General features: G+C 63.8%; 26 protein-coding genes. 6 read left to right on the forward strand and 20 right to left on the reverse strand.

Features of this window, described 5'->3' with window-relative positions; all coding sequences use genetic code 11:
- Positions 1-8: 8 nt before the first annotated feature.
- From AC1RCS_RS14290 to AC1RCS_RS14320, 7 genes are all read right to left on the reverse strand, one after another.
- On the reverse strand, positions 9-908 hold the full coding sequence (locus tag AC1RCS_RS14290; RefSeq protein ID WP_218297147.1) for a VOC family protein: 900 nt from the start codon (positions 906-908) through the stop codon (positions 9-11).
- Positions 909-941: 33 nt separating this feature from the next.
- Positions 942-1,802 carry a shikimate dehydrogenase gene (locus AC1RCS_RS14295; RefSeq protein ID WP_218297148.1) on the reverse strand — a complete coding sequence of 287 codons (861 nt, stop codon included), beginning with the start codon at positions 1,800-1,802 and terminating at the stop codon, positions 942-944.
- Positions 1,803-1,933: 131 nt separating this feature from the next.
- A complete protein-coding gene (locus AC1RCS_RS14300) occupies positions 1,934-2,938 on the reverse strand; it encodes a TRAP transporter substrate-binding protein (protein WP_218297149.1) in 1,005 nt (334 codons plus the stop codon).
- Between the two features lie 67 nt (positions 2,939-3,005).
- A complete protein-coding gene (locus tag AC1RCS_RS14305) occupies positions 3,006-4,286 on the reverse strand; it encodes a TRAP transporter large permease (RefSeq protein WP_218297150.1) in 1,281 nt (426 codons plus the stop codon).
- Positions 4,287-4,315: 29 nt separating this feature from the next.
- Positions 4,316-4,903, reverse strand: a complete 588-nt coding sequence (locus AC1RCS_RS14310; RefSeq protein ID WP_492245179.1) for a TRAP transporter small permease — start codon at positions 4,901-4,903, stop codon at positions 4,316-4,318.
- A 202-nt stretch (positions 4,904-5,105) separates the two neighbouring features.
- Entirely contained in the window at positions 5,106-5,822 is a 717-nt protein-coding gene (locus AC1RCS_RS14315) for a TetR/AcrR family transcriptional regulator (RefSeq protein WP_218297152.1), read from the reverse strand.
- Positions 5,823-5,913: 91 nt separating this feature from the next.
- Positions 5,914-6,528, reverse strand: a complete 615-nt coding sequence (locus tag AC1RCS_RS14320) for a glutathione S-transferase N-terminal domain-containing protein (protein WP_218339443.1) — start codon at positions 6,526-6,528, stop codon at positions 5,914-5,916.
- Between the two features lie 104 nt (positions 6,529-6,632).
- On the opposite strand from AC1RCS_RS14320, the gene purB reads away from it, so the two are divergent.
- Together purB and AC1RCS_RS14330 are read left to right on the forward strand one after the other, a co-directional pair.
- Positions 6,633-8,012: an adenylosuccinate lyase gene (gene purB, locus AC1RCS_RS14325; RefSeq protein WP_057271328.1), complete on the forward strand. Its 1,380-nt coding sequence runs from the start codon at positions 6,633-6,635 to the stop codon at positions 8,010-8,012.
- 79 nt (positions 8,013-8,091) lie between these two features.
- Complete coding sequence (locus AC1RCS_RS14330) at positions 8,092-8,652, forward strand: YaeQ family protein (RefSeq protein ID WP_010464548.1); 561 nt, start codon at positions 8,092-8,094, stop codon at positions 8,650-8,652.
- A 75-nt stretch (positions 8,653-8,727) separates the two neighbouring features.
- Here AC1RCS_RS14330 and AC1RCS_RS14335 read toward each other — a convergent pair whose 3' ends face one another.
- Together AC1RCS_RS14335 and AC1RCS_RS14340 are read right to left on the reverse strand one after the other, a co-directional pair.
- The gene (locus tag AC1RCS_RS14335) at positions 8,728-9,033 is read right to left on the reverse strand and encodes a putative signal transducing protein (RefSeq protein ID WP_010464546.1); all 306 of its coding nucleotides are present in this window, start codon (positions 9,031-9,033) and stop codon (positions 8,728-8,730) included.
- A 62-nt stretch (positions 9,034-9,095) separates the two neighbouring features.
- A complete protein-coding gene (locus AC1RCS_RS14340) occupies positions 9,096-9,530 on the reverse strand; it encodes a DUF3717 domain-containing protein (RefSeq protein ID WP_218297155.1) in 435 nt (144 codons plus the stop codon).
- Between the two features lie 474 nt (positions 9,531-10,004).
- Here AC1RCS_RS14340 and AC1RCS_RS14345 point away from each other — a divergent pair, with 474 nt between their 5' ends.
- The 3 genes from AC1RCS_RS14345 to AC1RCS_RS14355 all read left to right on the forward strand — a co-directional run bounded on the left by AC1RCS_RS14345 (position 10,005) and on the right by AC1RCS_RS14355 (position 11,744).
- Positions 10,005-10,739 (forward strand): TerC family protein, encoded by a 735-nt coding sequence (locus AC1RCS_RS14345; RefSeq protein ID WP_218297156.1) that lies wholly within the window; start codon positions 10,005-10,007, stop codon positions 10,737-10,739.
- 89 nt (positions 10,740-10,828) lie between these two features.
- The gene (locus tag AC1RCS_RS14350; RefSeq protein ID WP_218339445.1) at positions 10,829-11,287 is read left to right on the forward strand and encodes a hypothetical protein; all 459 of its coding nucleotides are present in this window, start codon (positions 10,829-10,831) and stop codon (positions 11,285-11,287) included.
- Between the two features lie 103 nt (positions 11,288-11,390).
- Positions 11,391-11,744 carry a phage holin family protein gene (locus AC1RCS_RS14355; RefSeq protein ID WP_218297158.1) on the forward strand — a complete coding sequence of 118 codons (354 nt, stop codon included), beginning with the start codon at positions 11,391-11,393 and terminating at the stop codon, positions 11,742-11,744.
- On the opposite strand, the gene AC1RCS_RS14360 is transcribed toward AC1RCS_RS14355, so the two are convergent.
- Positions 11,712-13,214 carry a M48 family metalloprotease gene (locus tag AC1RCS_RS14360; protein WP_492245273.1) on the reverse strand — a complete coding sequence of 501 codons (1,503 nt, stop codon included), beginning with the start codon at positions 13,212-13,214 and terminating at the stop codon, positions 11,712-11,714. The genes AC1RCS_RS14355 and AC1RCS_RS14360 overlap by 33 nt on opposite strands.
- A gap of 155 nt (positions 13,215-13,369) precedes the next feature.
- Between AC1RCS_RS14360 and moaC the strand changes: the two genes are divergently transcribed.
- Positions 13,370-13,849: a cyclic pyranopterin monophosphate synthase MoaC gene (moaC, locus tag AC1RCS_RS14365; protein ID WP_492245180.1), complete on the forward strand. Its 480-nt coding sequence runs from the start codon at positions 13,370-13,372 to the stop codon at positions 13,847-13,849.
- Positions 13,850-13,977: 128 nt separating this feature from the next.
- Here the strand turns inward: moaC and AC1RCS_RS14370 are convergent, their stop codons facing one another.
- The 10 genes from AC1RCS_RS14370 to sucD all read right to left on the reverse strand — a co-directional run bounded on the left by AC1RCS_RS14370 (position 13,978) and on the right by sucD (position 25,619).
- Positions 13,978-14,766, reverse strand: coding sequence for a pilus assembly protein (locus tag AC1RCS_RS14370; RefSeq protein ID WP_492245181.1), 789 nt, complete (start codon positions 14,764-14,766; stop codon positions 13,978-13,980).
- A gap of 19 nt (positions 14,767-14,785) precedes the next feature.
- A complete protein-coding gene (locus tag AC1RCS_RS14375) occupies positions 14,786-15,352 on the reverse strand; it encodes a pilin (protein WP_492245182.1) in 567 nt (188 codons plus the stop codon).
- A gap of 130 nt (positions 15,353-15,482) precedes the next feature.
- Positions 15,483-16,079 carry a pilin gene (locus AC1RCS_RS14380; RefSeq protein ID WP_492255476.1) on the reverse strand — a complete coding sequence of 199 codons (597 nt, stop codon included), beginning with the start codon at positions 16,077-16,079 and terminating at the stop codon, positions 15,483-15,485.
- 286 nt (positions 16,080-16,365) lie between these two features.
- A complete protein-coding gene (locus AC1RCS_RS14385; RefSeq protein WP_492245184.1) occupies positions 16,366-17,160 on the reverse strand; it encodes a 3',5'-cyclic-nucleotide phosphodiesterase in 795 nt (264 codons plus the stop codon).
- 16 nt (positions 17,161-17,176) lie between these two features.
- The gene (locus AC1RCS_RS14390; RefSeq protein WP_492245274.1) at positions 17,177-19,393 is read right to left on the reverse strand and encodes a CHASE2 domain-containing protein; all 2,217 of its coding nucleotides are present in this window, start codon (positions 19,391-19,393) and stop codon (positions 17,177-17,179) included.
- A 109-nt stretch (positions 19,394-19,502) separates the two neighbouring features.
- The gene (locus AC1RCS_RS14395) at positions 19,503-20,153 is read right to left on the reverse strand and encodes an FHA domain-containing protein (protein ID WP_218297165.1); all 651 of its coding nucleotides are present in this window, start codon (positions 20,151-20,153) and stop codon (positions 19,503-19,505) included.
- A 46-nt stretch (positions 20,154-20,199) separates the two neighbouring features.
- Entirely contained in the window at positions 20,200-20,988 is a 789-nt protein-coding gene (locus AC1RCS_RS14400; RefSeq protein ID WP_218297166.1) for a Stp1/IreP family PP2C-type Ser/Thr phosphatase, read from the reverse strand.
- A 17-nt stretch (positions 20,989-21,005) separates the two neighbouring features.
- Positions 21,006-23,639 (reverse strand): CHASE2 domain-containing serine/threonine-protein kinase, encoded by a 2,634-nt coding sequence (locus tag AC1RCS_RS14405; protein ID WP_492245185.1) that lies wholly within the window; start codon positions 23,637-23,639, stop codon positions 21,006-21,008.
- A 244-nt stretch (positions 23,640-23,883) separates the two neighbouring features.
- Complete coding sequence (locus AC1RCS_RS14410; protein WP_218297168.1) at positions 23,884-24,570, reverse strand: TerC family protein; 687 nt, start codon at positions 24,568-24,570, stop codon at positions 23,884-23,886.
- Positions 24,571-24,722: 152 nt separating this feature from the next.
- Entirely contained in the window at positions 24,723-25,619 is an 897-nt protein-coding gene (gene sucD / locus AC1RCS_RS14415; RefSeq protein WP_218297169.1) for a succinate--CoA ligase subunit alpha, read from the reverse strand.
- Positions 25,620-25,630: the final 11 nt, after the last annotated feature.

Raw genomic sequence — 25,630 nt, forward strand, 5'->3', positions numbered from 1 at the left:
GGCGGTGGTCAGCGGGCGTCGAGAACCAGCTCGAAGCTGGGCGAGCCGGCATCGGCCCGCGTGAGCGCGCCGCGCGTGCCCGTGTGCACCCCCGTGGGGGATTCCACGAAGTCCACGCCCCGGGCGCGCAGCGCGTTCACCGTGGCCAGCACGTCCGGCGTGCCGAACGCCACGCGCTGCAGCAGTTCCTCGGGGTCGGCATCGAGCGCATCCACGAGCGGCTCGATCAGCTGCCAGTGCAGCGTGCCGCAGGGGCTGGCCAGGATGCGGCCATGCGTGAGCACGCCGAACGACTGGTCGGGCGCCAGCTCGGCGAAGCCGAACAGTTCGCCGTAGAAATGGATCCAGTCAGGCGCCCTGCCCAGGCCGATGTATTGCACCACGCCGAACAGATGCAGGCCCTGCAGCGCGGGCGGGCGCGGATTCACGGTGGGGATGGGGATGAAATCCACCTCGTAGATCGAGAATTCCTTCCAGCGGTCCACGAAGTAGATGCGGCTCGCGCCCACGCCGTGGATGGCGGGAATGTTCAGCTCCATTACCTGGACCTCGGTGTGCACGGCCCAGGCGCCCAGCTCCAGCACGCGGCGGTAGGCGGCGGCTGCGTTGCCCACACGGAAGGCGATGGCGGCGAGCACGGGGGTTTCCGCCAGGGCCGACGGCGCGTGCGGCCCGGTGCGCTCTTCGTCCTGGTGCGCGTTCACGATGATGTTCATGTCGCCCTGCCGGTACAGCAGGACCTCGCGCGAGCGGTGGCGCGCCACCGGCTGGAAGCCCATGCGCTCCAGCGCCTGCCCCAGGGCCTGCGGGCGGCTGGTGGCGTATTCGATGAACTCCACCCCCTGCAGTCCCAGGGGGTTGGGCAGGTCTCCGAGCGCCTCGCGGGCGGCCATCATCGGGGTGCTCATGCGTTGGACTCCTTGCGTGTGGTTGCGGTGGTGTCAGCGCGGGCTGACGAGCCGGCGAAAGTGGGCGTCCATCCGGTCCGCGTCGGGCGCCACGCCGGTGAACAGTTCAAAGGCACCCACCGCCTGGCCCACGGCCATGCCGCCCCCGTCCGAGACGCGGCAGCCCAGTGCGCGCGCGGCCTGGACCAGGGCGGTGTCGAGCGGGAAGTACACGACCTCGGACACCCACAGCGCGGGGCGCAGCAGGCCCGTATCGAGGGGCAGGCCGGGCAGCTTGTCCATGCCCGTGGGCGTGGCGTGGATCAGCCCGGTGGCCCGCGCCATGGCCGCGTGGATCTCGCCGGCCTCGGCCCGGGGGCCATAGAGCGCATTCACGTCGGCGGCCAGTTGCGCGGCCCGTTCGGGCTGCGCATCGACGATGGTCAGGTGCCGTGCACCCAGGCGCAGCACGGCATGCGCGATGGCGGCGCCCGCACCGCCCGCGCCCAGCAGCACGACGCGGCCGAGGTCGGCGCCCGGCAGCGCACGGGTGAAGCCCCGGGCCCAGCCTGACCCGTCCGTGTTGTGCCCCACGAGCTTGCCATCGTGGACCACGACCGTGTTCACGGCCCCCATGGCTTGCGCTTCTTCCGACAGGCTGTCGAGGTAGGGGATCACGGCCTGCTTGCACGGGTAGGTCACGTTGCAGCCGGCATAGCCCATGATGCGTGCAGCCGACAGCAGCGTGGGCAGCTGTGCGGGAGAAGACGCCGAGCGGTCCAGGTCGATCAGCTGGTAGTGCAGGCGCATGCCGTGGTGCCGCGCCTCCTCTTCGTGCAGGGCGGGAGACAGCGACTTCTGGATGCCGGCACCGATCAGCCCGATCAGCACCTTGCGGGGGCTTGTGGAAGACATGGCGGATGCGGTGGATGACACCGGGGGATCAAGGAGCTGGGTGCTCATGGGCGGGTTGCGTGGAGGACGCGCTGGCGTGTGGGCGTTGGTGCCCGCACCGCAGCGCGGGGGTGCTGCTGCGTTGCGATGGCCTACTTGCCGCCGCGCAGCTTGGCCAGCGTGGCGTAGACCTCTTGCACGGTCTCGGCGCCCACCTTGTCGCTGTGCTTTTCCACCACGGGCTTGACCTTGGCGCGCAGCTTGTCGACTTCCGCCGGCGAGAACTCGGTGACCTGCATGCCGGCCTTCTTGAGCTCTTCGAGCGCCACGTCGGCCTGCGAGCGCGAGACGCTGCGCTGGAACGCGGTGGCCTCGGCCATGGCTTCGGTCACGGCCTTCTGGTCGGCGGGGTTCAGGCTGTCCCAGAACTTCTTGCTCACGATGACCGCCTGCGGGTTGTACATGTGACGCGTGATGGTCAGGTGCTTTTGCACCTCGGCGAACTTGGACGACAGGATGGTGGAGAACGGGTTCTCCTGGCCGTCCACGGCCTTTTGCTCCATGGCCGTGTACAGCTCGGGGAACGGCATGGGCACGGCGTTGGCGCCCAGCGCGTTGAACATGTCGATGTAGATGGGCGACTGGATCACGCGGATCTTGAGGCCCGCGATGTCCTCGGCCTTGGTGATGGGGCGCTTGCTGTTGGTCAGGTTGCGAAAGCCCAGTTCCCAGTAGCCCAGGCCCACCAGGTTCTTGGCCGCGAGCTTGTCGAGCAGCTTCTTGCCGAAGGGGCCGTCGGTCACGGCATCGGCCTCCTGGGGCGAGGCGAACAGGAACGGGAAGTCGTAGATGCCGAATTCCTTGGCCTGTGCGGACAGGATGCCGGCGTTGAGCACCGTCATCTCCACGGTGCCGCCTTGCAGCGCCGAGACGGTCTGCAGGTCGCCGCCCAGCGTGCCGCCGGGAAAAAGCTTGACCGCGATGCGGCCGCTGGTCTTGGCCGCGACGAGGTCGGCGAATTTCTGCGCGCCCTGGGCCTGCGGGTGCTCCTTCTGGTTCTGGAACGCGAACTTGATGGTGCGTTCCTGAGCATGCGCACCGGGCAGCAGCGAAGCCGCGACGAGGGCGGTGGCGAGCAGGGTCTTCAAGAGTTTCATGGATGTCTCCTTGGGTTTTGGGCGGGGCAGAAACAGGAAGGAACGGAAGACGGGAGGGGCACGGGAATCAGCCGCCGAGCCAGCGCAGGGGCACGGTGACGAGCGAGGGGAACGCGACCAGCAGGAACATCACCACGAACTGCGCCAGCATGAAGGGCATCACGCCGCGCGTGACCTGGCCCATGGAGATGCGCCCGACGCCCGCCACCACGTTGAGCACGGTGCCCACGGGCGGCGTGATGAGGCCGATGGAGTTGTTGATGATGAACAGCACGCCGAAGTAGACGGGGTCGATGCCTGCGGCCTTCACCACCGGCATGAGCACGGGCGTCATGATGAGGATGGTGGGCGTCATGTCCATGGCCGTGCCGACCACCATGACCAGCACCATGATCGCCACCAGCAGCAGGGTGGGGTTGCCCATGAAGGGTTCGAGCATGCCGATGACCTTGGACGGCAGGTCGGCCACGGTGATGAGCCAGGCCGACACCATGGCGGCGGCCACCAGGAACATGATCACGGCGCTGGTTCGCGCGGCCGCCTGGAAGATGCCCACCAGCTGGCGCCACGAGAGCTCGCGGTACACCGCCATGGAGACGACGAGCGCATACATCGCGGCCACCACGGCGGCCTCGGTGGGCGTGAAGACACCCATGCGCAGGCCCACCAGGATGATGATGGGCAGGCCCAGCGCCCAGGCGGCCTCGCGCAGCGCCACCTTCAGTTCGGCGCGGGTGGCGCGCGGTGGAGGCATGACGTTTTCACGGCGGCCGAGCCACCACCACGTGACCGCCAGCGAGACGGCCAGCAGCAGACCGGGGAAGATGCCCGCGAGGAACAGCTTGCTGATGGACACATTGGCCGCCACGCCAAAGATCACGAAGCCGATGGACGGCGGAATGATGGGGCCGATGACGCCCGCCGAGGCGATGAGTCCGGCCGAGCGCTCCTTGCTGTGGCCCGCGACCACCATCATGGGCAGCAGCAGCGAGGTCAGCGCGGCCGCGTCCGCCACTGCAGAACCCGACACCGCCGACAGGATCACCGCCGCCATGATGACCACATAGCCCAGCCCGCCAGGGATGTGGCCGACCAGGGCCAGCGCCAGCTTGACGATGCGCCTGGACAGGCCGCCCACGTTCATGATCTCGCCCGCGAGCATGAAGAAGGGCACGGCCAGCAGCGGAAAGCTGTCCGCGCCGTTGATGACGTTCTGCGCCAGGATCTGCGCGTCGAACAGATCGAGGTGCCACATCAGCGCCACGCCGCTGAGCAGCAGCGCGTAGGCGATGGGAATGCCGATGGCCATGGCCAGCAGCAGGGAGCCGAGGAAGATCGCGACGGTCATGGGAGGTGTTCCGGGCTGGTTGTCTGTCGTCAGGGCCTGTTCGCGCCCGGGGTGTCGGCGGCCGCTTGCGCGTCCCGCTGGATCTGCTCCAGCGCGGCGGCCTCCTCGCTCTCCTGCACCATGATCAGCTCATGGTCGGCCAGGGGGACGAACAGGGTGCGCAGCAGGTCGCGCAGCAGGATGGCGATGGCCGAGGCGCCCATGAGCACGCCGCTGGCGTAGAAGATGCCCACGGAGGCGCCGGTCACGGGGGCTTCGGTTTCCCAGTTGATGACCGTCTGCGACCAGCTGCCCGTGAGCAGCAGCCACGACACATAGAGCATGGCCACCTGCGCCACCAGGAGGCAGATCTTCTTGCCCAGCGTGGGCAGGCGCGAGACCAGGGCGTCCACGCCCAGGTGGCCATGTTCGCGCAGCGCCACCACGGCACCCATGAAGGTCAGCCACACGAACAGCCAGCGCGACAGCTCTTCGGAGATGGTGATGCCGGAGTTGAGGGTGTAGCGCAGCACCACATTGCCAAAAACGAGCACCACCATGATGGCCAGGCACAGGCCCGCCAATGCATCCAGCACGCGGGCGTATCCCCGCAGCACGCGGTCGGCCAGTGCGAACATGGTGTCTCCAGTCGTTGTGGTTGAAAGGCTGGAAGAATTTTGTACGAACTGGTTAGTATTTGATCTAGGTGCAAACCCTGAACGCCGTTTTGCCGTATTGGCCGCAGCCGCGTGGGGACGCAATGCCGCCCGGGCGCGGTGCTGCATCGCGCTGCGGCCTGTTCAGGGAGAGGGCGTGGTGGCGCGCGCCGGCGCCGGTGGTTCAGGGGCGCAGGAAGCGCACGATCATCTCGATGATCGATTCCCGGCGTTGCGCCGTGGCGGCCGGGGTGTCGAGCGAGCGTTTGAAGATCGCGCCGAACGTATGGCGGTTGGCCACATTGAAGAAGCACAGCGCCGAGATCGACATGTGCAGGTCCACCGGGTCCACGTCGGGGCGGAAGACGCCGGCAGCCACGCCGCGCTGGTACACGTTGTGCACCGCGTGGATGACGGGAATGTTGAGTTCCTGGATGGTGGTGGAGCGGCTGATGAACTCGCCCCGGTGCATGTTTTCATTCATCACCAGGCGAATGAAATCGGGGTTGGCGAGCTGGTAGTCCACCGTGAACCCGACCAGCGTGCGCAGCGCCTGCTCGGGCGCCAGGTCTTCCAGGTGCAGTTCCGATTCGATGCGGCGGATGCGCCGGTAGGCATCCTCCAGCACAGCGACATACAAGCCTTCCTTGCTACCGAAGTAGTAGTAGATCATGCGCTTGCTGGTGCTGGTCAGCGCCGCGATCTCATCGATGCGCGCCCCCGCCAGGCCCTTGTCGGCAAACTCCGCCGTGGCCACCTGCAGGATGTTGGCCATGGTGCGGTCGGGGTCGTTGACGCGCACCCGGTCCGCGCCCGGCGTGGCGGCGGCGTCGCGCGCCGCGCGTTGCCGGCTGGCGCGCGCGCCAAGGGCCTTGGGGATGTTTTGAACCATTTCGTTCATAAGCTGCGTAGCATACGGCATGCCCGCCACGCCGTGCCGCAAGCCCGTGCGCGGCGTCCGGCCGTGCCGCCCCGCGCCGCTGGCGGGCGGCTCAGCTGGGCCTGGTGTCCGCGAAGCTCGGGCGCAGCATCAGCTTGTCCAGCAGCTTGCCCAGGTTGGGGTATTCATTGCGCCAGGCGATCTCCGGAAAGCGGAATTCCAGCCAGCCCAGCGCACAGCCCACGGCGATGTCGGACAGGCTCAGGTGGATGCCGCTGCAAAACGGCTTGTCGCCCAGGCCCTGGCTCATGGATTTGAGGCTGTCGTGCACCTTGCGCAGCTGGCGGTCGATCCAGGCCTGGCTGCGTTCGCTGTCCTTGCGGTGGGCCCAGGTGGCTTCCAGCCGCGCGAGGATGGCGGCGTCCACCACGCCATCGGCCAGGGCTTCCCAGGTCTTGACCTCGGCGCGTTCGCGGCCCTGGGTGGGGATGAGCTTGCCCACCGGGGACAGGGTGTCCAGGTATTCCACGATCACGCGCGAATCAAACACGGCTTCGCCGCCCTCCATCACCAGGCAGGGCACCTTGCCCAGCGGGTTGGAGGTGGAGATATGGGTGTCGTCCGCCCAGACGTTTTCCTGTACGAACTGGTAGTCGAGCTTTTTTTCAGCCATCACGATCCGCACCTTGCGGACGTAGGGACTGGCAGAGGCTCCGATCAATTTCATGGTTTGTCTTCCAGTGCGCGGGTAAGCAGAACAATTCGAGTTTGATTCTATCGGCAGCGGCCTGCGCGGGGCTGACTGATGCGCGGCGCCTACAATTGCGCGCCATGAGCCTGTCCACCATCACCGCCCTGTCGCCGCTTGACGGCCGTTACGCCAGCAAACTTGCCGCCCTGCGCCCGATCATGAGCGAACATGGCTACATGCACCGCCGCGTGCAGGTGGAAGTGGCCTGGTTCATCGCCCTCTCGGACGCTGGTTTTGCCGAATTCAAGCCTCTCACGACCGGCGCCCGCGCCTACCTGCTGGGCCTCATCAAGAACTTCTCCGAGGCTGACGCCGCGGCCATCAAGGAGATCGAAAAAACAACAAACCACGACGTGAAGGCCGTGGAGTACTGGATCAAGAGCAAGTTCGAAGCGCGCCCCGAGCTGGAAAAAGCCTCGGAGTTCGTCCACTTTGCCTGCACCAGCGAAGACATCAACAACACCAGCCACGCGCTGCAACTGCGCTCGGGCCGCGACCAGGTCGTGCTGCCGGGCCTGGACCGCATCGTGCTCAAGCTGCGCGAAATGGCGCACGCCTACGCCGACGTGCCCATGCTCAGCCGCACCCACGGCCAGACCGCCAGCCCGACCACCGTGGGCAAGGAGATGGCCAACGTGGTCATGCGCCTGCAGACGGCGTGCGAGCGCGTGGCCGCCGTCAAGATCATGGGCAAGATGAACGGCGCCGTGGGCAACTACAACGCCCACCTGTCCGCCTGGCCCGATTTCGACTGGGAAGCCTTCAGCAAGAAGGTCATCGAAACCCCCGAGCCGCTGGGCCTGGGCCTGACCTTCCAGCCTTACAGCATCCAGATCGAGCCGCACGACTACATGGCCGAGCTGTTCGACGCGGTGGCACGCGCTAACACCATCCTCATCGACCTGTCGCGCGACATCTGGGGCTATGTGAGCCTGGGCTACTTCAAGCAGCGCCTGAAGGCTGGCGAGATCGGTTCCAGCACCATGCCGCACAAGGTCAACCCGATCGACTTTGAAAACGCCGAGGGCAACCTGGGCCTTGCCAATGCGCTGCTCAAGCACCTGTCCGAAAAACTGCCGATCAGCCGCTGGCAGCGCGACCTGACCGACAGCACCGTGCTGCGCAACATGGGCGTGGCCCTGGGCTACGCGGCGCTGGCCTATGCCTCGCTGCTGACCGGCCTGAACAAGCTGGAGCTGAACGAAGAGGCCCTGGCCGAAGACCTGGACGCCTCGTGGGAAGTGCTGGCCGAGCCCATCCAGACGGTGATGCGCCGCTTTGGTGTGCAGGGCGCTTACGAAAAACTGAAGGAAGTCACGCGCGGCAAGACCGTGACGGCCGAGGCGCTGCACGGGCTGATCCATTCGCTGGAAATCCCCCAGGCCGAAAAGGACCGGCTGCTGGCGATGACGCCGGGCAGCTACGTCGGCAAGGCGGCCGAGCTGGCTCGCCGGGTCTGACCTCAGGTTTTTCAGCCTTTTTGGCCTCTGGCGCTTGCCTGTCAAGCGCTGGCAGCTATCTATTTAGTAGTGAGGCTGCATGGCCATCAAATCCACCATCTTCAAGGCGAATCTCCAGATCGCCGACATCGACCACGGCTACTACGCCGACCATGCGCTCACGCTCGCCCGCCATCCCAGCGAGACGGATGAGCGCATGATGGTCCGCTTGGCCGCCCTGGCCATTGCCGCGCACCAGCTCAACGACCTGTGCAATGGCGACGCCACGCTGGCGTTTGGCGCGGGCCTGTCGGACCCCGATGACCCGGATGCGTCGCTGACCGACTTCACGGGCCGCAAGCGCGTCTGGATCGAGGTGGGCCAGCCGGAAGACAAGCCGCTCACCAAGGCCTGCAGCAAGGCCGATTCCGTGATCGTCTACTGCTTCAACCACGCCGCCGAAATCTGGTGGAAGGGCATCGAGACCAAGCTCTCGCGGCTGGAAAAGCTGCAGGTGTGGCGCATTCCCACCGAAGCATCCCAGGCGCTGGCGCAGCTGGCCGAGCGCAGCATGCAGCTGCAGGCCACGGTGCAGGAGGGGGCGATCACCCTGAGCAGCACGCAGGGCAGCGTGCATGTGGAGCCCGTGCGCTGGAAGTGACTGAAATACTGGTAAAAAAAGCCTCTAGCGCCTGATAGGTAAGCGCTAGCAGCTATTAATTTAGTAGTTGCTGATTCAATCCCGTGGCATGAGCGTGCCACATTGCCAGCACTGCTCGAACCCGCCTTCGACCGTCTCCCCACACTGGCATGCCCAGCGGCGCTGCGGCAAATCCTGGAGCTCCTGCAGCAGAGTACGCGCACGGGCAGCGTGTTCGTCATAGTCCAGCCAGATTTCGGGCAGGCACTGGTCGGGCGGCAGGTGCCCCGCTGCAGCGCCCAGATACTGGCGCTGCACGGAGGCCGCCATGCCCGCTTCGCACAACAGGTCCGCCCACAGCGTGGCGATGGCGATGTTCGGGGCTTGTGTGAGGCGCAGCATGGGACCACCATAGCGGTTTGAACGCCTGGCGTACAGTCCCCGCGGGGCGCGGGCCCCAGCCGCTAAGGTGCCTCGGCCGGTGTCCGGGATGCGCCTTCGGCGGCACGCTCCGCATAGCGGTTGAACCGCCACGCGGAATGCTCCAGCGTGATGCGCCGCCACACCGTGCGTTTCTCGACAGGTGTCATCGCCGGCCAGAACTGCACCTCGTCAAAAGTCCGTCCGCAGCCCTTGCACAGGTCATCGCCCTGGCTGGTGGAGCAGATGGCGATACAGGGCGTGTCGGGGGTCGTGTCATACCAGGCCTGCCAGGCGGCCAGCGCATCGAGGGGGAAGCTGTCCTCGTCCACGGCATCCTCGCGCCGGTACACCATCAGCGCATACACCTCCCCCAGGGCGCGGATCTGCGGCGCCAGGGTGACTCCATCGGGCGACGGCGCGCGGCCGCGCCAGTGGTTGATGGCGGCTTCGATGTCGGTGATGTGAATGGCGGCCATGGGCGATTGCGCGAAGGGGGCTGGATCATAGCCGCGCGGGCAAGGCAATCCTGGCAAAGGTGTTATGCCCCGGTCACCCCGCCATCGCGTCGCATACGCAATAACCACAATCGCGCCGCACTTGCGCGTCCGTGCTGGCGATGTTCCAATCGACGCTTCGAAGGGGAGTAGCTCCCGACTTGCATTCCGGCACGGCCAGGCGCTGGCGATTGGGAAGCGAGGCATCGGAACCGTCGTCAATACGAAGCGAAACATCGCTTCCGGCGGTCCGGGTTCAGCGCGCACCACCAGGGCGCCGGACTGAGCAAGACCTTTGATGGGCCCGCCAGGGCTGATCAAGGCCGCCCTTCGCATTCACGCCCCAGCCCCGGGGCCGTCCTGATCCTCCTGCCGCAGGCCCTCTATCCCTTGGGCGGACTCGGCGCTACAGTGGCGGCGAGACCCTCCTTCGCGCACATTGATACTGAGGACTTTATGGACTTTTTGGCTTCGCCCGAATTCTGGCTCGCACTCGGCCAGATCATCATCATCGACATCCTGCTGGGCGGCGACAACGCGGTGGTCATCGCGCTGGCCTGCCGCAAGCTGCCTCCCGCACAGCGGACCAAGGGCATCATCTGGGGCACAGCCGGCGCCATCGTGCTGCGCGTGATCCTGATCGCCTTCGCGATGACCTTGCTGGCGCTGCCGTTCCTCAAGTTCGTGGGCGCGCTGCTGCTGGTGTGGATCGGCGTCAAGCTGCTGGCCCCCGATGAAGAAGGCCACGGCGACGTGCAGGGCAGCGACAAGCTGCTGGCCGCCATCAAGACCATCATCGTCGCCGACCTCGTGATGAGCGTGGACAACGTGATCGCCATCGCGGGCGCGGCACAGAATGCGGGCGACCACTCGTTCCTGCTGGTGGTGCTGGGCCTGCTGATCTCCATCCCGATCATCGTCTGGGGCAGCCAGCTGGTCATCAAGCTCATGGAGCGCTTCCCCATGATCATCACGCTCGGCGGCATGCTGCTGGGCTGGATCGCTGGCGGCATGCTGGTGACGGACCCCGCCTTCTCCAACCCCGACAAATGGCAATGGATGCTGAAGCTGCCGCAGACGGATGTGATCAAGTACGGCGCCAGCGTGGCCGGTGCCCTGCTCGTCTTGCTGGCGGGCAAGATCATCCTTGCACGCCGTGCGGCCGCGGCACCTGCCGAGCAGCAGGGCTGAGGAATAGAGGCAACAATCTGAACCGGCCAGGAGAAAAAGGGGGGGCGTTCAGCCCCCCTTTTGTTCTTGGCACCAACAGGAGAGGCGGTATGGACAGAGTCATCGTGTATGTGGACGACGCGGCATATGCGCAGCAGGTGCTGGCACCCTTGTTCGCCCGTGACGCGGCTGCCCAGACGCAGTGGGTGCTGGTGGCATGCGCGCCGCGAATGACCCACCGCATCAGCAAATGGGTGAGCCACAGCGCGCGGGAGAACTGGCGGCTCAAGTGGGCAGACAAGCTGTTCGCCCAGATTCTTCCCGTGCTGCGGGTGCCTGCGGGCAGGGTGACCACGGTGCTGGCCAAGGGGCCGCTGGCCGAACTCACGGACCAGCTCCAGGCTGCGGGGGCGTCTGTCGCCCAGGTGGTGGATGCCCGCCGGCCGAAGACCGACATGCCCCAGGAGCCCGCCCGTCCCGACAACAACAAGCGCTGGTCGCCGCTGCCCGGAACGCTGGGCAGCCTGCTCACGGGCTTCGGGGCGTTGTGGGTGCTCGCACTCGAGTAGACCGGCGGCGGGCGGCGGGCCTGCATGGGCGCCTTCTTCCCGGCGTCGGGGGGCCTGCTTCGCGCATTTCCTTTTCGCGCCGGGCCGGTGCTATTCTCCGGCCATGAAACTCCTTCTGAAATGGCTGCTCAGCGCCGCGTCGCTGCTGTTCGTGGCCTATGTCTACAGCGGCGTGGAAGTGCAAAGCTTCACGTCCGCGTTGATCGCGGCCTTTGTGATTGGCCTGTTCAACGTGGTGTTGCGGCCGGTGCTGGTGGTGCTGACACTGCCGGTCACGATCGTCACCGTGGGCCTCTTTCTCTTCGTCATCAATGCGCTGATGTTCTGGGCGGCGGCCAGCGTACTGGACGGTTTCCACGTCAATGGCTTCGGCGCCGCGTTGCTGGGATCGCTGATCTACTCCCTGCTCGGCGTGGTGATCGAATCAGCGCTCGGCGGCCTGTTCACGAAGAAGTGACTCCACGGCCCGCAGCCGCGTGTCGATGATGGATGCCTCGATGTGGTCCACCTGCGGCCCGCCACGCCGTGCGAGATCCTGGCCTGCCTTGAAACGGTCCACCGCCGCCGCGTAGTCATAGCGCGCGGCGTGCGCCTCCGCTTCCGCACGCACGGCCCGCAGCGGCTGGCCTTGGGCCTGCCAGGTCGATGCCAGGAGCTGCCACGCCGTGGCGTCCCTGGGGTTTGTGGCAACCCAGCTTTGCAGCGGCCCGCTGCCCTCGGCCGCACGCCCGGCACGCAGGAGGGCCTGTGAACGCAGAACCAGTTCAGGGCGGCGGTTGCCGCCGCCGCCCACATCGCTGGAAAGCATGTTCACAGCGGCGCCTGCCTCGCCAGCCGCCAGTTCAATTTCGGCCTCCAGCAGCCTTGCCAACCGGTGGGCCGGGGCGTCGTTGCGAACCAGATCTTCCAGTTTTTTTGCGGTCGCGCGCGCGCCTGTGGCATCCCGCAGTTGGCTGCTGCCCAGGGCTGCCGCGTACAGCACGGCGGCGCGCCGGGTGGCGGGCTGGGAGGTAAACCCCGTGCCCTGGGGCTCGGCGATCCACTGGCGCAGGGTGTCGACCCCCGGATTGGACAGCACCCTGGCACGCGCCGCGACCATCGCGTGTTCCAGCGTGGAAGGCGCTGCCGCCGTGGTGGTGGCACCCGGGGGAATGCGCGAGTGCATGTCCGCCATGCGCTCGGTGGTCAGCGGGTGGCTGCGCAGATAGGGCCAGGAGCCGTTGTCGTTGAGACGGTTGGCCTGCTGGAGCTTGTCGAACATGCTCACGAATCCTTGCGGCGCGAACCCCGCGGGCGCCATCAGGCCGTAGCCGATGCGGTCTGCCTCCCGCTCCATGTCGCGCGAGAAATTGAGCTGGTTCTGCATCGCCAGCGCCTGGCCACCCACCACCAGCGCCTGTGTGGCACCCGGGTTCTTGCTGGCCGCCAGGGCACCCAGAATCATCGCGCCCAGCAGCAGGGGCGTCTGTTTGCTTTGCTGGGTGACCAGGCGGGAGATATGGCGCTGGGTGACATGGCTGAGTTCATGGGCCAGCACAGAGGCCAGTTCGTCGCGGCTGGTCACGACGCCGACGAGCCCCAGGTGCAGGCCCAGATAGCCTCCAGGCAGCGCGAAGGCATTGACGGTGCGGTCCCGGCCCAGAAGGATTTCCCAGGCAAAGCGCTCATCCAGCTCGGAAGAGAGTTCCCCGCGTGCCTTGGCGGCAGCCATCAGCGGGCGCCATATGCCTTGTACATAGTCCGCGATCACAGGATCGTCGATGTAGTCGGGATCCCGGTAGAGTTCGCGGATGATGCGGTCACCCAGGCGGCGCTCGGCGCTGGTGGTGAGGTCGCCGGAGTCGCCGAGGGTGGGGAGGCCTGCTTGGGCCGTGACCAGGGTTGGAGTCAGAAGGCTTGCTATTGCTGTAAAAAGAGAAATTGACAGCGCTTGCCTTGCAAACGCTAGAGCCCTTTTTTTCCAAAAATTCAACACAGACAGCTCTCCGAAGCAAAGCAAAATCATGGTGTGCATGCCCGTATGATGCCTTGACCCTTCGAATGTTCTGCGCGCTGTTGTAAGCCAGTGTGCCTGCCTGACCTATGAGTACCTCCCCATTGACCCACTTTGATGCCCACGGACAGGCCCATATGGTGGACGTTGGCGGCAAGCCCGCAACGCACCGAGTGGCCATCGCCAGAGGCCGCATTGATATGCAGCCGCAGACACTGTCGCTGATTGAGTCAGGTACTGCCAAGAAAGGCGACGTGCTGGGCGTCGCTCGTCTGGCAGGCATCATGGCCGCAAAGAGGACCAGCGAGCTGATTCCTTTGTGCCACCCGCTGGCACTCACGCGGGTGGCGGTGGACTTTGAACTGCTACCTGCAGAGCATGCTGTTCAGTGCACGGCCACCGTTGAAACTGTGGGGCCGACGGGAGTGGAAATGGAGGCTCTGACGGCGGTGCAGGTGGCGTTGCTCACTGTCTATGACATGTGCAAGGCAGTGGACAGAGGAATGATAGTTACTGGCGTCAGGGTACTGGAAAAACACGGAGGGAAGTCGGGAAGCTTTATGGCTTGAACAGCACATTTCCCCAACGGGGATGGGAAGATGCGGCATGAAGTAGGCGGTCTGCAATGGTACGTTTACCTCGAAGTCGCTTATTCACGAGATTGGAGGATCGTCTCTCTTTGCTAATCTACGCGGAATCAATGCACTGCGAAACCATCTCCTGGGAGAAAACCTAGAATGCGAGCGGACTTGTCCAATACTACCACCCACTCTTGTTTATGAAGCACAGGTAGAAATAACGCATCGTCGACTGCCACATCGCCGTTGCGCAGCAATTTGAGTGCTGCATTCATCGAATCAGGAAAATGCTCAATAAACGCCTTCAGTGGTCTGGCGCGTTTTAGTACCTTATTTTTGTATTCGTCATTGTAAGAAGTATAAAATTCAGGCCGTTGGGAGTAGTCGCGTCCACCGAGAATTGATTCCAGCATGACATTTTTACGTTCTTCTGCATTCAAAGGATCACGAATGCCTACAACGCTTGGCCCACTATGCCAGTTTGGGCGGATTGAAGGGTCTAGCTTAGCTAGCTGTTGGCTTACATTGGCACCATTGAAATCTGGTAGGCCTATGACGCGAAACCGATCTACTTCATGAACCAAAAAAAGTGGCCGCGCTTGGTAGGCTATATGAATACCATAGACCAATGCCGTAAATTGCATTAATAATATCAGAGTCATATCAATAACAAGTTCTCGACTGGACTTTTTTGGTGTGAAGGCTATTAGTGTCAACAAGGGCCCGCAGGTCACGTCCACGCAGAATAAAATAAGAAAAAGGCTGAGCCCCCCCGATAGAAGGCCATATGGGTGCGGATACCAGATAAAAAATACCAATACCGCAGCTATTATGGCTATGCTGACTGAACCTAAGAAATGAAATAAGCTGGCCTTTGCTGCAGACCGGATGCGTGAAGCGAACAACATGAGAGAGTTTGGGGATTCGTCAACGGCACTCTGTCGGAAGATATTTGGCGGGCAGGGTACCCAGCGTGACGTTGGTCATGCCACGGGCTGTTGCCGTCATGGAGGTATTGCCGGCACACGCCCAGTCAATGGAGTGACTGGATGCGGCTGTTGGCGCAACATTGGCCGCATTGGGCGACAAGGTGAATGTCATGCCGTTCAGTCCTGCAGGAATGCCATTGCCCGCATTGGCTGAAATGGTCACGAAAATAGGCCAGGCCCCATCGGGGGAAAAGAGTGCGCAAGCAGTGCCTACCGCCCCCGCAGCACCTACGCAAATATTAGCCACGTATTTTGATTGTTTGTCCGTCACGGGGCTGAGGTTGATTGCCGTTGCGGCCGCATCCAAGCCGGTTGCCCGATTCTGCGTATAACCCTCACTAAGAAGGGTCTTGACAACAGAGGCGGACACGAGTGCCTCAGTGATTTTTGCGCGGATAGCATAGGCCTGATAGGCTGGCATAGCGACAGCCGCCAGAATGCCGATAATGGCTACCACGATCATCAACTCGATCAGGGTAAAGCCTTTGCTGGTGATGGCAACCATGATGGGATCCCCCACTACTGGCGAAAATTCACAAAAGCTTCAACTGAAATAAAGAGGGTGCCCTTTGGCACCCTCTTTGGAGACTCACTAAGTCAAAATCAGCAAAGTATTAAACCTCTACATCGCTGAATTAACGGCACTCAGCAGGGGCATATTTGGCGTCCAAGGCGGTTGCAGGTACCGTTGGTGCGTTGGCGGCGGTGAATCGAGCGGTCGCCGTTACGACCGTCGAACTACCACATGCCCAATCGACGGCACCCGCCGACGTCGCGGTAGGCGTGCCGATAGTACCACCATTGTTGACCAGAGGCCGGAACGAAAGGATACGACCGTTTAGGCCCGTGGGAATGCCATTGGCTGCAGTAGCTGCGATGGCAACGTTGATTTGCCATGGGCCCGTCGCACCACCTGCATGGGCTGTACAGTTGGCGCCACCAGCAGGAACTTGGTCAATGCAGAAGTTGGCCACGTACTTAGATTGCTTTTCTTGGAAGGACGTGGTATTAATACCAGCAGCAGCAGCATCCAAGGCAGTAACGCCGCCAGTCTGGAATGCTTCGCTCAGTACAGCCTTAGCGGAAGAGGCTGCAATTACCCCTTCCGAGACCTTCGCGCGAATGCTGTAATCTTGATACGCAGGCAGCGCTACAGCAGCCAAAATACCAATAATAGCCACCACGATCATCAATTCAATCAGGGTAAAACCCTTTTGCAGAGTGCGCGTCATAAGAAACTCCTTAGAGGTCAATTGCAATTTACAACCTGCAGAAGAATTCTTCAGGTCTGCAAGCTTCCAAGCATTTCCCGTGCCAATCTGCGTCTCAGCGATGAAATTCTCTGTAGAGAGACCGGCGTTCTGTAACGTCGCCACTATTCATTCTTCATCGTTCAGTCTGACAATTTTGTCCGATCAAGAGTGTCACCACCCACCAAAAAACAAATTTTGTAGACTCTATGTGCCACTGTTGTCAGCAAAATTCAAGAACATTTCTTTTAGAAGATAAAAACTGTTGTCATACAGCGAACGTCTGCCCTTCCTGCAGCCATTGGATGTTGACGAAATCGGAGGTAGCGGCATTCGCCAAATTTGCGGCGAACAGGCCACGAATTTCTTCCATGATGATTTCTGTTTCCGCCGGTTTGGTATGAGTGATGTACACCTTGCAATGATGCGTGGCGAAGGACTGCAGTTCAGCGAGCAAAGTGTGTGGTGACAGGTGCAAACTACGGCGAGCCAAAGCGCTTTCACGGTCGCTGAAAGCAGTCTCAATGACGAGCATCACCGCGGGTAGTTTGTTGATCCGCTCCCAGAACAAGGGGTTGCGCTCAGTGTCGCCGCTAAAGACCCACCAACCTTCGTTTCCTTGGATGGCATAGCCGACGGCGGGCACCGTGTGGACTGCGGGAAGTGCCTCCACTAGCCGCCCGGCTACGATGCGCTGTTCTCCTATCTGCAGCGGATAGAAACGCACAAACGGTCGGTCAGCCGTAGGGATTGATTCGAAGTCGGGCCAGATGATTTTGTTAAAAACGTGTTCGCGCAGTGCTTGGATGGTGGCTGGCAAGGCGTGGATCTGCACGGGCGTATCACGTAGGGATGCGACCGAATCTAGCATCAATGGCAACGCCGCGATGTGATCCAGATGGGAATGCGTCAGAAACACATGGTCGATCTGGCGCATCTCGTCCAACGTCAGGTCTCCCACCCCCGTGCCCGCATCGACCAGGATGTTGTTGTCGATGAGAAATGAGGTCGTCCGGCAATCTTTGGCGATGGCCCCGGAGCAGCCCAGCACGCGAACTTTCATGGGGCCACCCTATTCACTATTTGGTGTCGAAGTTTGTAGCGCCGTCCCAGGCGGGGTCGAAGGCCTGCGCTTGCCGGAGTTGTAGACGGGCCGTATACAAGTCATAGAGGGCAGATGGTGGGGCTGTTTGCTTCAAATGTGCGAGCAGTTTGCCGCATTGTGCCCAGTCCTGGTTGCGATAGGCTTCAAGGAAGTGTTGCCAAGTAGATATTTCTTCGATGATCTGGTGCCCTGGGATAGGCAGTGAGGTAACTGGCGAATAAATTGAAACTGTCTGGGCTTTGCCTTTCACGCGCACCAAGTCCAGCTCCCGCCACGCGAATTGGGACGCCTGGGCCTGGGTGGTGGCACTTGCTACAGTGCGCACACCATAGTGTTTGGACAGTCCTTCCAGGCGCGACCCGAGATTGACGGCGTCGCCAATCACGGTATAGCTGCGCCGGATGTCGGAGCCCATGTCTCCAACACACATGGTGCCAGTATTGAGGCCAATGCCCACGCCAATCTCCGGAAGGCCGCGCTCCCGGTGCGCATGGTTGATCTGTTCCACTGCCTGCTCCATGTCCAGCGCTGCCCGCACCGCCAGTTGCGCATGGTCTGGCGTAGCCACCGGCGCTCCCCAGAACGCCATCACGCAGTCCCCCATGTACTTGTCGATGGTGCCGCGATGACTGCGAATGATGTGGGTGAGCCGGCTGAACACCTCGTTGAGCAGGGCTTGGAGTTGCAGCGGTTCCATCTGTTCAGACATGGCCGTAAACCCCCGCATGTCGCAGAACATCACGGTCAGCTCCTGGTTGGTCGCCTGCATGCTGTACTTCTCGGGCTGCTTGACCATCTCGTCCACCAGTTCCGGCGGCACATACGTGCCAAACAGCGCAGCCAGTTCCCGCTTGGAGCGGCTTTCCACAAAGTAGCCGTAGACCATGTTCAGGGCGAATGCGAACACCGCCATCACCACCACGGTAGCCAGTGGCATGGCCAGGCCATGGGCGAGGTAGAGCCAGAGATTGAGCACGGCAAGGACTGAGACGGTCCCAAGGCTGAGCAAGACCGCGGAGGTCGCCGAAAGCGCTGGCAGCGCCACCGCCAGCAAAAGGCCTGCGATGAGCAGCTGCACGGCATCAAAGCCCACGGCGTAGTCTGGCCGCACGATGCTTTTCCCGTCCAGAAAGGCCGAGAGCATGTTGGCGTGCGTCTCCACGCCTGGGTAGGTGCGGCCCACCGGGGTCACGCGCAGGTCCAGCAAGCCGGGCGTGGTCGAGCCCACCAGCACCAGCTGGTTCTGAAGGCTATGGGAAGGGAGCTTGCCCTCCAGGACGTCGGACGCGGAGATGTACCGGAACGACCCACCGCCGACATCCCCGGGGCCGCGGAAGGGGATGAGGGTTGCGAGCTGGGCGTCCACGGGCAATGCCAGCGCGCGGCCATCCTGGCGCAGCACGACGCTCTGCAGCGTGTCGTATCCGCCTTCAGGAAGAGGGCTGGCAAAGCCGGGGTGCACTTCCGGCATGCCAAGCACCGTGCGAAACATCGCCAGCGCGAGGGATTCGTAGTACTTCCCCTGGTGCTCCGCAAGCAGGGGAAGGGAGCGGACGACGCCATCGTCATCGGTGATGGAGTTGAAAAAGCCTGCGGCGGGCACGGCGCTGGCGAGCTCTTCGATGTTGCTGCCATAACCGCCCCAGGAAGTGGCTTTCAGCGGCAGGCCGCGCAGCCGCTCCGGGGAGAGCGCTGGCGCGGGCAACACGCCTTTTGTCCTTCCGTCCCGGTCGCTGGTGAGGTAGTAGCCCAGAACCGCCGGCCGCCCCTGGAGCGACCGGGCGAAGAGCGCGTCATAGTCGAGCGCCGGGGCCAGGCGCGCGAGTTGTTCCTTGAACCCTGCCTGGGCCCGCAAGGGGCCCCGGGCCAGCTGCTCGAGGCTGGAGAGTCCCGAGCTTCCGTCGGCCTCCGCAAAGAGGACGTCGAAACCCACGACCGCCACCTGCTGGCGCTCGAACAATTCACGGCTCAGGGTGGCGAGCTTGTCCCGCCCCCAGGGCCAATGCCCCACCCGCTCCAGGCTTTTCTCGTCGATGTCGACGATGACGATGCGCTCGTCCAGTGTGCGCGGCATGGTGGCGCGCAGCCGGGTGTCGTAGATGATGTTTTCCAGCCGCTCCAGGACCTGGAGATGAAGAACGCCTGCAATGTGCAGCAGCGCAAATACCAGCGGAATCAACGTGACCGCCATGCGCCGCCCATGGCGCCAGAACAGGTGCAAGACGGGATTGCGCACGAATTCCAGGGGCAGTGGGCCGGAATGAGCCGCCTATGGGGCTGCTGCAGTCCGGCGGTGGCGGTCAGCTCTGTTCGAACTGCATTTCCGTGCCGGCCAGTTCGAGCCGGTCACCGTTCTTGAGCGGCACGGGCGATGTTCCGATGGAGGCGCCGTTGAGCAACGGCATGTCGGGACCTTCCACATGGGCCAGCACGAATCCTTGATGGCGCTTGGTGATGGATGCAACCGCCACGCCAGGCTTGCCAATGGTGGTGACCACCTTCTGCAGCGACACTTCACGCCCGGCGGCGGCTCCCGACATGACCCGGATGACCGCGGAAATGGGAACAGGAGCCGGCGCCGGAACTGCGGGGCGCGCGGCTGCGCCGACGGGCGGGACCATGCCGGGCTTGAAGATCATGGTCTTCTCGAAGTTCTGCCCCTCGGCCTCGTGCAGGAAGCGGATCTTGTACTTGCCCACCTCGACCGTGTCGCCGTTGCGCAGTTCCTGCCGCTTGACGGCCTTGGCATTGACGTAGGTGCCGTTGGTGCTGCCCAGGTCTTCAATCTCCACATCCTGGCCCGCCATATGGATGACGGCATGCTCGCCGCTCACCGCGAGGTTGTCGATCACGATGTCGTTGTAGGGGCGCCGGCCCAGCGTGGTCCGCTCCTTGGTCAGTTGCACTTCCTTGATGACAACCCCGTCGATTGAAACGATCATTCTGGGCATGATCCACTCCTGATGTGATGAGTAATTGTTGTGTAGTAGCGGCCACTCACGCGGCCCCTAGCAATCGGGACATAAGGCCGCGCTTCTTGCCTCCCGCGGCCGCTTGCACCAGCAGTACGCTCACGTTATCACGGCCACCATTCGCATTGGCGGTGTCGATGAGCAGTGTGGCTTTTTCCTCCAGGGGAACAGGTGCCCGCACCAGTTCCGCCAGGTCCGCGTCCGCGACCATGTCCGTGAGCCCGTCCGAACACATCAGGAACAGGTCATTCGGCGCGACCTGGAATTCGTTGACTTCCATCATGACGTTGGGCTCCACGCCCAGCGCGCGGGTGACCAGGTTGCGGTTGGACGACAGGGCCGCTTGCTGTGCGGTGAGCAAGCCGGCATCCACCTGTTCCTGAAGCCAGGAGTGGTCGCGCGTGATCTGCTGCAGGACGCCGTCCCGCACGCGGTAGCAGCGGGAGTCGCCGATGTGCCCGAGGATGAGGCGGCTGCCGTGGAAGACCCCCACCACCAGCGTGGTGCCCATCCCTGCGTACTGGGGGTTGGACAACGACGCTCCAAGGATCGCGTGGTTGGCGTTCTCCACGCAGATTTCCAGGGCGCGGCGTACGTCGGTGGATTGCGGCGTGCCGCCTGCCTGCCCCAGCCAGCGGGCCATCTCGGTGCGGATGAAGGTGGTGGCCATGCCGCTTGCCACTTCGCCGGCGTTGTATCCGCCCATGCCATCGGCCAGGATGGCGACCTGCGCATCCCGGTCGACCGCCACCGCGTCTTCATTGTTGGTGCGCACGCGGCCTTTGTCGGTCCGCGCGAAAAATTCGTAGGTCATGGATGTGGAGGCGTGCGTCATCGGGCGCCTGGAATCGGCGGGGATGCCGCACCCCGCCCGGCGGGTGGCTCCATCACGGTTTCCTGAAAATCCGCCATTTCATGCCCTGTTGCATCGCGGTCCGCATCATAGACGACTGCTTCCGGGCCCGGTAACACTTCCGGCGCCGAGGATGCTGCGCCTGCCTGGCGCAGGTCGGAAGCGAATTGCCGCCCCGTCTGGTAGCGCGCCTGCGGGCGCTTCTGGAGGGCCAGGGCCACCACGCGGGCCACCGCGGATGAAAGCTCCGGCCGCAGCTGGCGGATGTCGGGTGCGTCCACGCTGGCGATCTTGTGCATGAGCTCGGTCATCGACTCGCCGCGCAGCGGCAAGGACCCGGTCAGCAGCTGGAACAGCGTGACGCCCAAGGAATACAGGTCCGATCGGCCATCCACCTTCTTGCCCGCGAGCTGCTCGGGCGACATGAAGCTGGGGGTGCCCAGGACCATCCCCGTGCGCGTCTTGCTGGAGTCCGTGATGCGCGCGATGCCAAAGTCCGTCACCTTCACGGCGTCCGTGGCGGCGTCGAACATGATGTTGGCCGGCTTGATATCGCGGTGCACCACGTTGTGCGCATGGGCATAGTCCAGTGCCTCGGCGACGCGGGCCGCAATGGACAGCACGGTGTCCACGGGCAGGAGCTGCCCGGCCCGGCATGCCTGCGTCAGGTCGGAGCCCTTGAGGAATTCCATGGCGATGTAGGCGAGGTCGTGTTCTTCGCCGGCATCGAATATCGTCACGATGTAGGGATGCTGCAGGCGTCCCGCGGTTTCCGCCTCGCGGAAGAAGCGGGCCCTCGCGTCGATCAGCGCGTCCCCTTCGAATTCCTCTCCCAGGGCCAGCGTCTTGATGGCGACCACGCGCCCGATCTTCGGATCCCGTCCCAGGTAGACGACGCCCATCGCGCCTTTGCCGATCTCCTTGTCGATCCGGTAGCGACCGAGCATCGGGATACCGGCTGTGGCATCGCCCGGCAGGCGCGGCGAGGCCGGCGGGACCGACGCGGGCGTGCTGGAGGGCGGGCCATCCGCGTCCTTCTGCAGCTGGGCCCGCACGCGCTTGTAGCGGGCATATGCATCCTTGTAGGCGCGGTTGTGCTGCAGGATGTGCTTGTAGACGGACTTGGCCTTGGCAAAGTTGCGCTTGCGCTCGAAGTCCTGCGCCAGGTGGTACAGGTTGTCCATCAAGGCATCACTGGGAGGTACCTTGCGCAGGCGCTCGAATGCCATGTCGAGCTGCCCCTGCCCTTGCAGGGCCAGCCCCATCATGCGGTCGGTTTCGGCGGCTTCCCCAGACGATTCCTGGGGGCTGCCTCCCCCCATGCGCAGCGCGCTGAATGCCACCACCCCCACGAGCAAGGCCAGGGCGCCGGGTACCAACGATATCCACTGCCCGGCATGGCGCAGCAAGCCCCATTCGGTGCCTGCTAGGAGCAACAGCAGCACTGCGCTCAGCGCCCATCTCGCGGCGCGTGAAAGCCGGGGAAGAACCAAGGCCACGAAGAGCCAGGCCCCCAGCACCGCTCCCCATGCAGCCGCGGGCGCCCAGGAGGGCCTTTGCACACCGAGGCCCTGCCGCATGGCGGAGACGGTGTGCGCGAGCATCTCGACCGGGTACATCGTCCGTGCGCCCGGCTGAACCCAGAGGGCCGCCAGTGCCTCGCTGGTGTCCCCCACCAAGACGACCTTGTCCTTGAAGGTGTGAAGGGGCACCTTGCCGCTGAGCGCCTGGGCAAAGGACACCGTGGGAAACGGTGTCGCGCCATCCTGCGCGGCATGAAAGCGCGGGTGCATGGCGGCGACCTCGTCCGTGGCAATGTGCAGTCCGCCCACACGCACACCGCGCGGCTCGTCCTGGGTGCGGATCTCGTTCGGGCCCAGATGCAGGCTGTGCCGCGTTGCCAGCAATGCCAGCGAGGGCACCGCGACTCCGTCATACCGCAGCAGCAGTGGGATGCGGCGCACGCGGCCGTCGTCATCCGCTTCCATGGACAGGTGGCCGACGCCTGCCGCCACGGAGCCGAGTTCCGCGATGGGGTGCCGGGCCGACGTGGCGGGCGTGGCGAAGGACCCGGAGTCGGGCAGGACGCTGCGGTGCGCATAGGGGGGCAGCGGCGTCGCCTTTCCTCCGGCCAGGGCATAGCTTGAGGCCAGGAACACATTGCCGGCGCGCTGGATGCTGGCCGCGAGGCGGCCATCGGTGTCGAGCGCCTGCTCCGCCTCGGCGGTGGCACGGCCCAACTCGGCGGCCAGCGGAGATGTTTCTCCGGCACGCGCAAGCGTCTCCCGCACCGTGCGGACGTAGGCAAGGCCGCGGTCGGATTCAGGGGTGGCGAAGGAAGGGGTCAAGACAATGGTCTTGGCGCCCGCGGCCGCCAGCTGGTCGACGAGCCGGGCGTAGACATCGCGGGACCAGGGTGCGCTTCCCAGCGCTGCCAGGCTGGCATCGTCCATGCCGACGATAACAATTTCAGGCAAGGGGGGTGGCGTGGCGACACTGCTCGCTGCGTCATACACGCGGTATTCCAGGGACTGGAAGACACCAGCGGCCGCACACAGCGCAATGACCATCGCCGAGGCCACTGCGCCCCGAAACCCATCGGTCCGCCACATGCCCAGCCACCGACCCGAGGTTGTTCGTCCCACTTGCTATTGGTTCCACACTGTATTTGTGTGGGTAAAAGCAATATCTGCGCCCGGGCGGGCGGGGTGCGCGGCCGTCGCCGCTACCGCGGCGCCGCTTGGGCCCTGGAGGCGGGGATGCCCTTCTTGTCGTGGCGGAGCGGTCGCCACGCTGTCGGGGTGCCACTTTTGTCACATGATGCAACAATTTGTTGCATCATGTGATGGGGCGTAATCAGGCCGCCGATTCCCGCCGGGCCCTGTGGGGCCAGAATTTCCCGGCGCCCACCACCAGCAGCGCGCCAAGCGCCGCGGCCACATAGTGCAGCGAAGGATGCGCCACCACATAGCCATGCAGCGCTGCGTCATTGGCAATGGTTTCGCCCCCCACCCATCCGATCAAGGCGGCCCCCAGCAGCACGATGGCGGGGAAGCGCTCCATGAGCTTGATCATCAGCGTGCTGCCAAAGATCACGAGCGGAATGCTGATGGCCAGGCCGAGCACCAGCAGCAGCACGTTGCCGTGCGCCGCAGCGGCAACGGCGATCACGTTGTCCAGGCTCATCACGAGGTCCGCAATGAGAATGGTGCGCACCGCCGCCATGAGGCTGCCATAGGCCTTCGACTCGCCTTCCTCTTCCTCATCGTCACTGAGCAGCTGGAAGCCGATCCACAGCAGCAGGCAGCCGCCGACGATCTGCAGGAACGAGAGCTCCAGCAGCTTGGCTGCCACCACGGTGAGCAGGATGCGCAGCACCACTGCCGCGCCAGACCCCCAGAAAACGGCCTTGCGCTGCTGATGGGGAGGGAGGGACCGGGCCGCCAGGGCGATGACGACGGCGTTGTCGCCCGAAAGAATGATGTTGATCCAGACGATCTTCATCAGGCCGATCCAGAAATCGGCACTTTGAACAAACTCCATACTGAACTCCACTGTTATGAATGCAAGAAGCGCCGGGAACCAGGGTTCCGAGCGCTTCTCTTTTTATTGGAGCGGCCAGTTTATCGGGCCTTGCGGCTGCGGGCGTCCGTAATTGTGCTTACGAATGCCCGTGCCGGTGTAGGGCCGGCAGCTTACTTGAGCTGGGCCTTGAGCAGCTTGCCCAGCTCCGACGGGTTGCGGGTGATGATGAAGCCCGACTCTTCCATGATGGCGAGCTTGGCATCGGCCGTGTCGGCGCCGCCGGAGATCAGCGCGCCGGCATGGCCCATGCGCTTGCCGGGAGGCGCGGTCACGCCAGCGATGAAGCCCACGATAGGCTTCTTCATGTTGGCCTTGCACCACTGGGCGGCTTCGGCTTCGTCAGGGCCGCCGATTTCGCCGATCATGATCACGGCGTCGGTGTCCGGATCGTCGTTGAACGCCTTCATCACGTCGATGTGCTTCAAGCCATTGATGGGGTCGCCACCAATGCCCACGGCGCTCGACTGGCCCAGGCCCACTTCGGTCAACATGGCCACGGCTTCGTACGTCAGCGTGCCGGAGCGGCTCACGACGCCGATGCGGCCCTTGCGGTGGATGTGGCCGGGCATGATGCCGATCTTGATTTCGTCGGGCGTGATGAGGCCGGGGCAGTTCGGGCCCAGCAGCAGGGTCTTCTTGCCCCCGGCGGCTTCCTTGGCCTTCATCTTGTTGCGCACCATCAGCATGTCCTTGACCGGAATGCCCTCGGTGATGCAGATGGCCATGTCCAGGTCGGCTTCCACAGCTTCCCAGATCGCATCAGCAGCGCCTGCGGGCGGCACGTAGATCACCGACACGGTGGCGCCGGTCTGCGATGCGGCTTCCTTGACGGAGGCGTAGATCGGGATGTTGAAGATCGACTCGCCGGCCTTCTTGGGGTTCACGCCTGCCACGAAGCAGTTCTTGCCGTTCGCGTATTCCTGGCACTTTTCGGTGTGGAACTGGCCGGTCTTGCCCGTGATGCCCTGGGTGATGACCTTGGTGTCTTTGTTGATGTAGATCGACATGTGTGTTCTCC

It is taken from the genome of Acidovorax sp. GW823-FHT01C06 (assembly GCF_058798375.1).

Excerpts from the sequence above, each read along its gene's own strand:
- sucD (WP_218297169.1), bottom strand. The coding sequence starts at position 25,619 with ATGTCGATCTACATCAACAAAGACACCAAGGTCATCACCCAGGGCATC.
- AC1RCS_RS14315 (WP_218297152.1), bottom strand. The coding sequence starts at position 5,822 with ATGAACGAAATGGTTCAAAACATCCCCAAGGCCCTTGGCGCGCGCGCC.
- AC1RCS_RS14410 (WP_218297168.1), bottom strand. The coding sequence starts at position 24,570 with ATGGAGTTTGTTCAAAGTGCCGATTTCTGGATCGGCCTGATGAAGATC.
- AC1RCS_RS14335 (WP_010464546.1), bottom strand. The coding sequence starts at position 9,033 with ATGCTGCGCCTCACACAAGCCCCGAACATCGCCATCGCCACGCTGTGG.
- AC1RCS_RS14375 (WP_492245182.1), bottom strand. The coding sequence starts at position 15,352 with ATGGTTGCCATCACCAGCAAAGGCTTTACCCTGATCGAGTTGATGATC.
- AC1RCS_RS14305 (WP_218297150.1), bottom strand. The coding sequence starts at position 4,286 with ATGACCGTCGCGATCTTCCTCGGCTCCCTGCTGCTGGCCATGGCCATC.
- AC1RCS_RS14385 (WP_492245184.1), bottom strand. The coding sequence starts at position 17,160 with ATGAAAGTTCGCGTGCTGGGCTGCTCCGGGGCCATCGCCAAAGATTGC.
- AC1RCS_RS14300 (WP_218297149.1), bottom strand. The coding sequence starts at position 2,938 with ATGAAACTCTTGAAGACCCTGCTCGCCACCGCCCTCGTCGCGGCTTCG.
- AC1RCS_RS14355 (WP_218297158.1), top strand. The coding sequence starts at position 11,391 with ATGAAACTCCTTCTGAAATGGCTGCTCAGCGCCGCGTCGCTGCTGTTC.
- moaC (WP_492245180.1), top strand. The coding sequence starts at position 13,370 with ATGAGTACCTCCCCATTGACCCACTTTGATGCCCACGGACAGGCCCAT.
- AC1RCS_RS14310 (WP_492245179.1), bottom strand. The coding sequence starts at position 4,903 with ATGTTCGCACTGGCCGACCGCGTGCTGCGGGGATACGCCCGCGTGCTG.
- AC1RCS_RS14320 (WP_218339443.1), bottom strand. The coding sequence starts at position 6,528 with ATGAAATTGATCGGAGCCTCTGCCAGTCCCTACGTCCGCAAGGTGCGG.
- purB (WP_057271328.1), top strand. The coding sequence starts at position 6,633 with ATGAGCCTGTCCACCATCACCGCCCTGTCGCCGCTTGACGGCCGTTAC.
- AC1RCS_RS14405 (WP_492245185.1), bottom strand. The coding sequence starts at position 23,639 with ATGTGGCGGACCGATGGGTTTCGGGGCGCAGTGGCCTCGGCGATGGTC.
- AC1RCS_RS14340 (WP_218297155.1), bottom strand. The coding sequence starts at position 9,530 with ATGGCCGCCATTCACATCACCGACATCGAAGCCGCCATCAACCACTGG.
- AC1RCS_RS14390 (WP_492245274.1), bottom strand. The coding sequence starts at position 19,393 with ATGGCGGTCACGTTGATTCCGCTGGTATTTGCGCTGCTGCACATTGCA.
- AC1RCS_RS14330 (WP_010464548.1), top strand. The coding sequence starts at position 8,092 with ATGGCCATCAAATCCACCATCTTCAAGGCGAATCTCCAGATCGCCGAC.
- AC1RCS_RS14345 (WP_218297156.1), top strand. The coding sequence starts at position 10,005 with ATGGACTTTTTGGCTTCGCCCGAATTCTGGCTCGCACTCGGCCAGATC.
- AC1RCS_RS14350 (WP_218339445.1), top strand. The coding sequence starts at position 10,829 with ATGGACAGAGTCATCGTGTATGTGGACGACGCGGCATATGCGCAGCAG.
- AC1RCS_RS14370 (WP_492245181.1), bottom strand. The coding sequence starts at position 14,766 with ATGTTGTTCGCTTCACGCATCCGGTCTGCAGCAAAGGCCAGCTTATTT.
- AC1RCS_RS14290 (WP_218297147.1), bottom strand. The coding sequence starts at position 908 with ATGAGCACCCCGATGATGGCCGCCCGCGAGGCGCTCGGAGACCTGCCC.
- AC1RCS_RS14380 (WP_492255476.1), bottom strand. The coding sequence starts at position 16,079 with ATGACGCGCACTCTGCAAAAGGGTTTTACCCTGATTGAATTGATGATC.
- AC1RCS_RS14395 (WP_218297165.1), bottom strand. The coding sequence starts at position 20,153 with ATGCCCAGAATGATCGTTTCAATCGACGGGGTTGTCATCAAGGAAGTG.
- AC1RCS_RS14400 (WP_218297166.1), bottom strand. The coding sequence starts at position 20,988 with ATGACCTACGAATTTTTCGCGCGGACCGACAAAGGCCGCGTGCGCACC.
- AC1RCS_RS14295 (WP_218297148.1), bottom strand. The coding sequence starts at position 1,802 with ATGTCTTCCACAAGCCCCCGCAAGGTGCTGATCGGGCTGATCGGTGCC.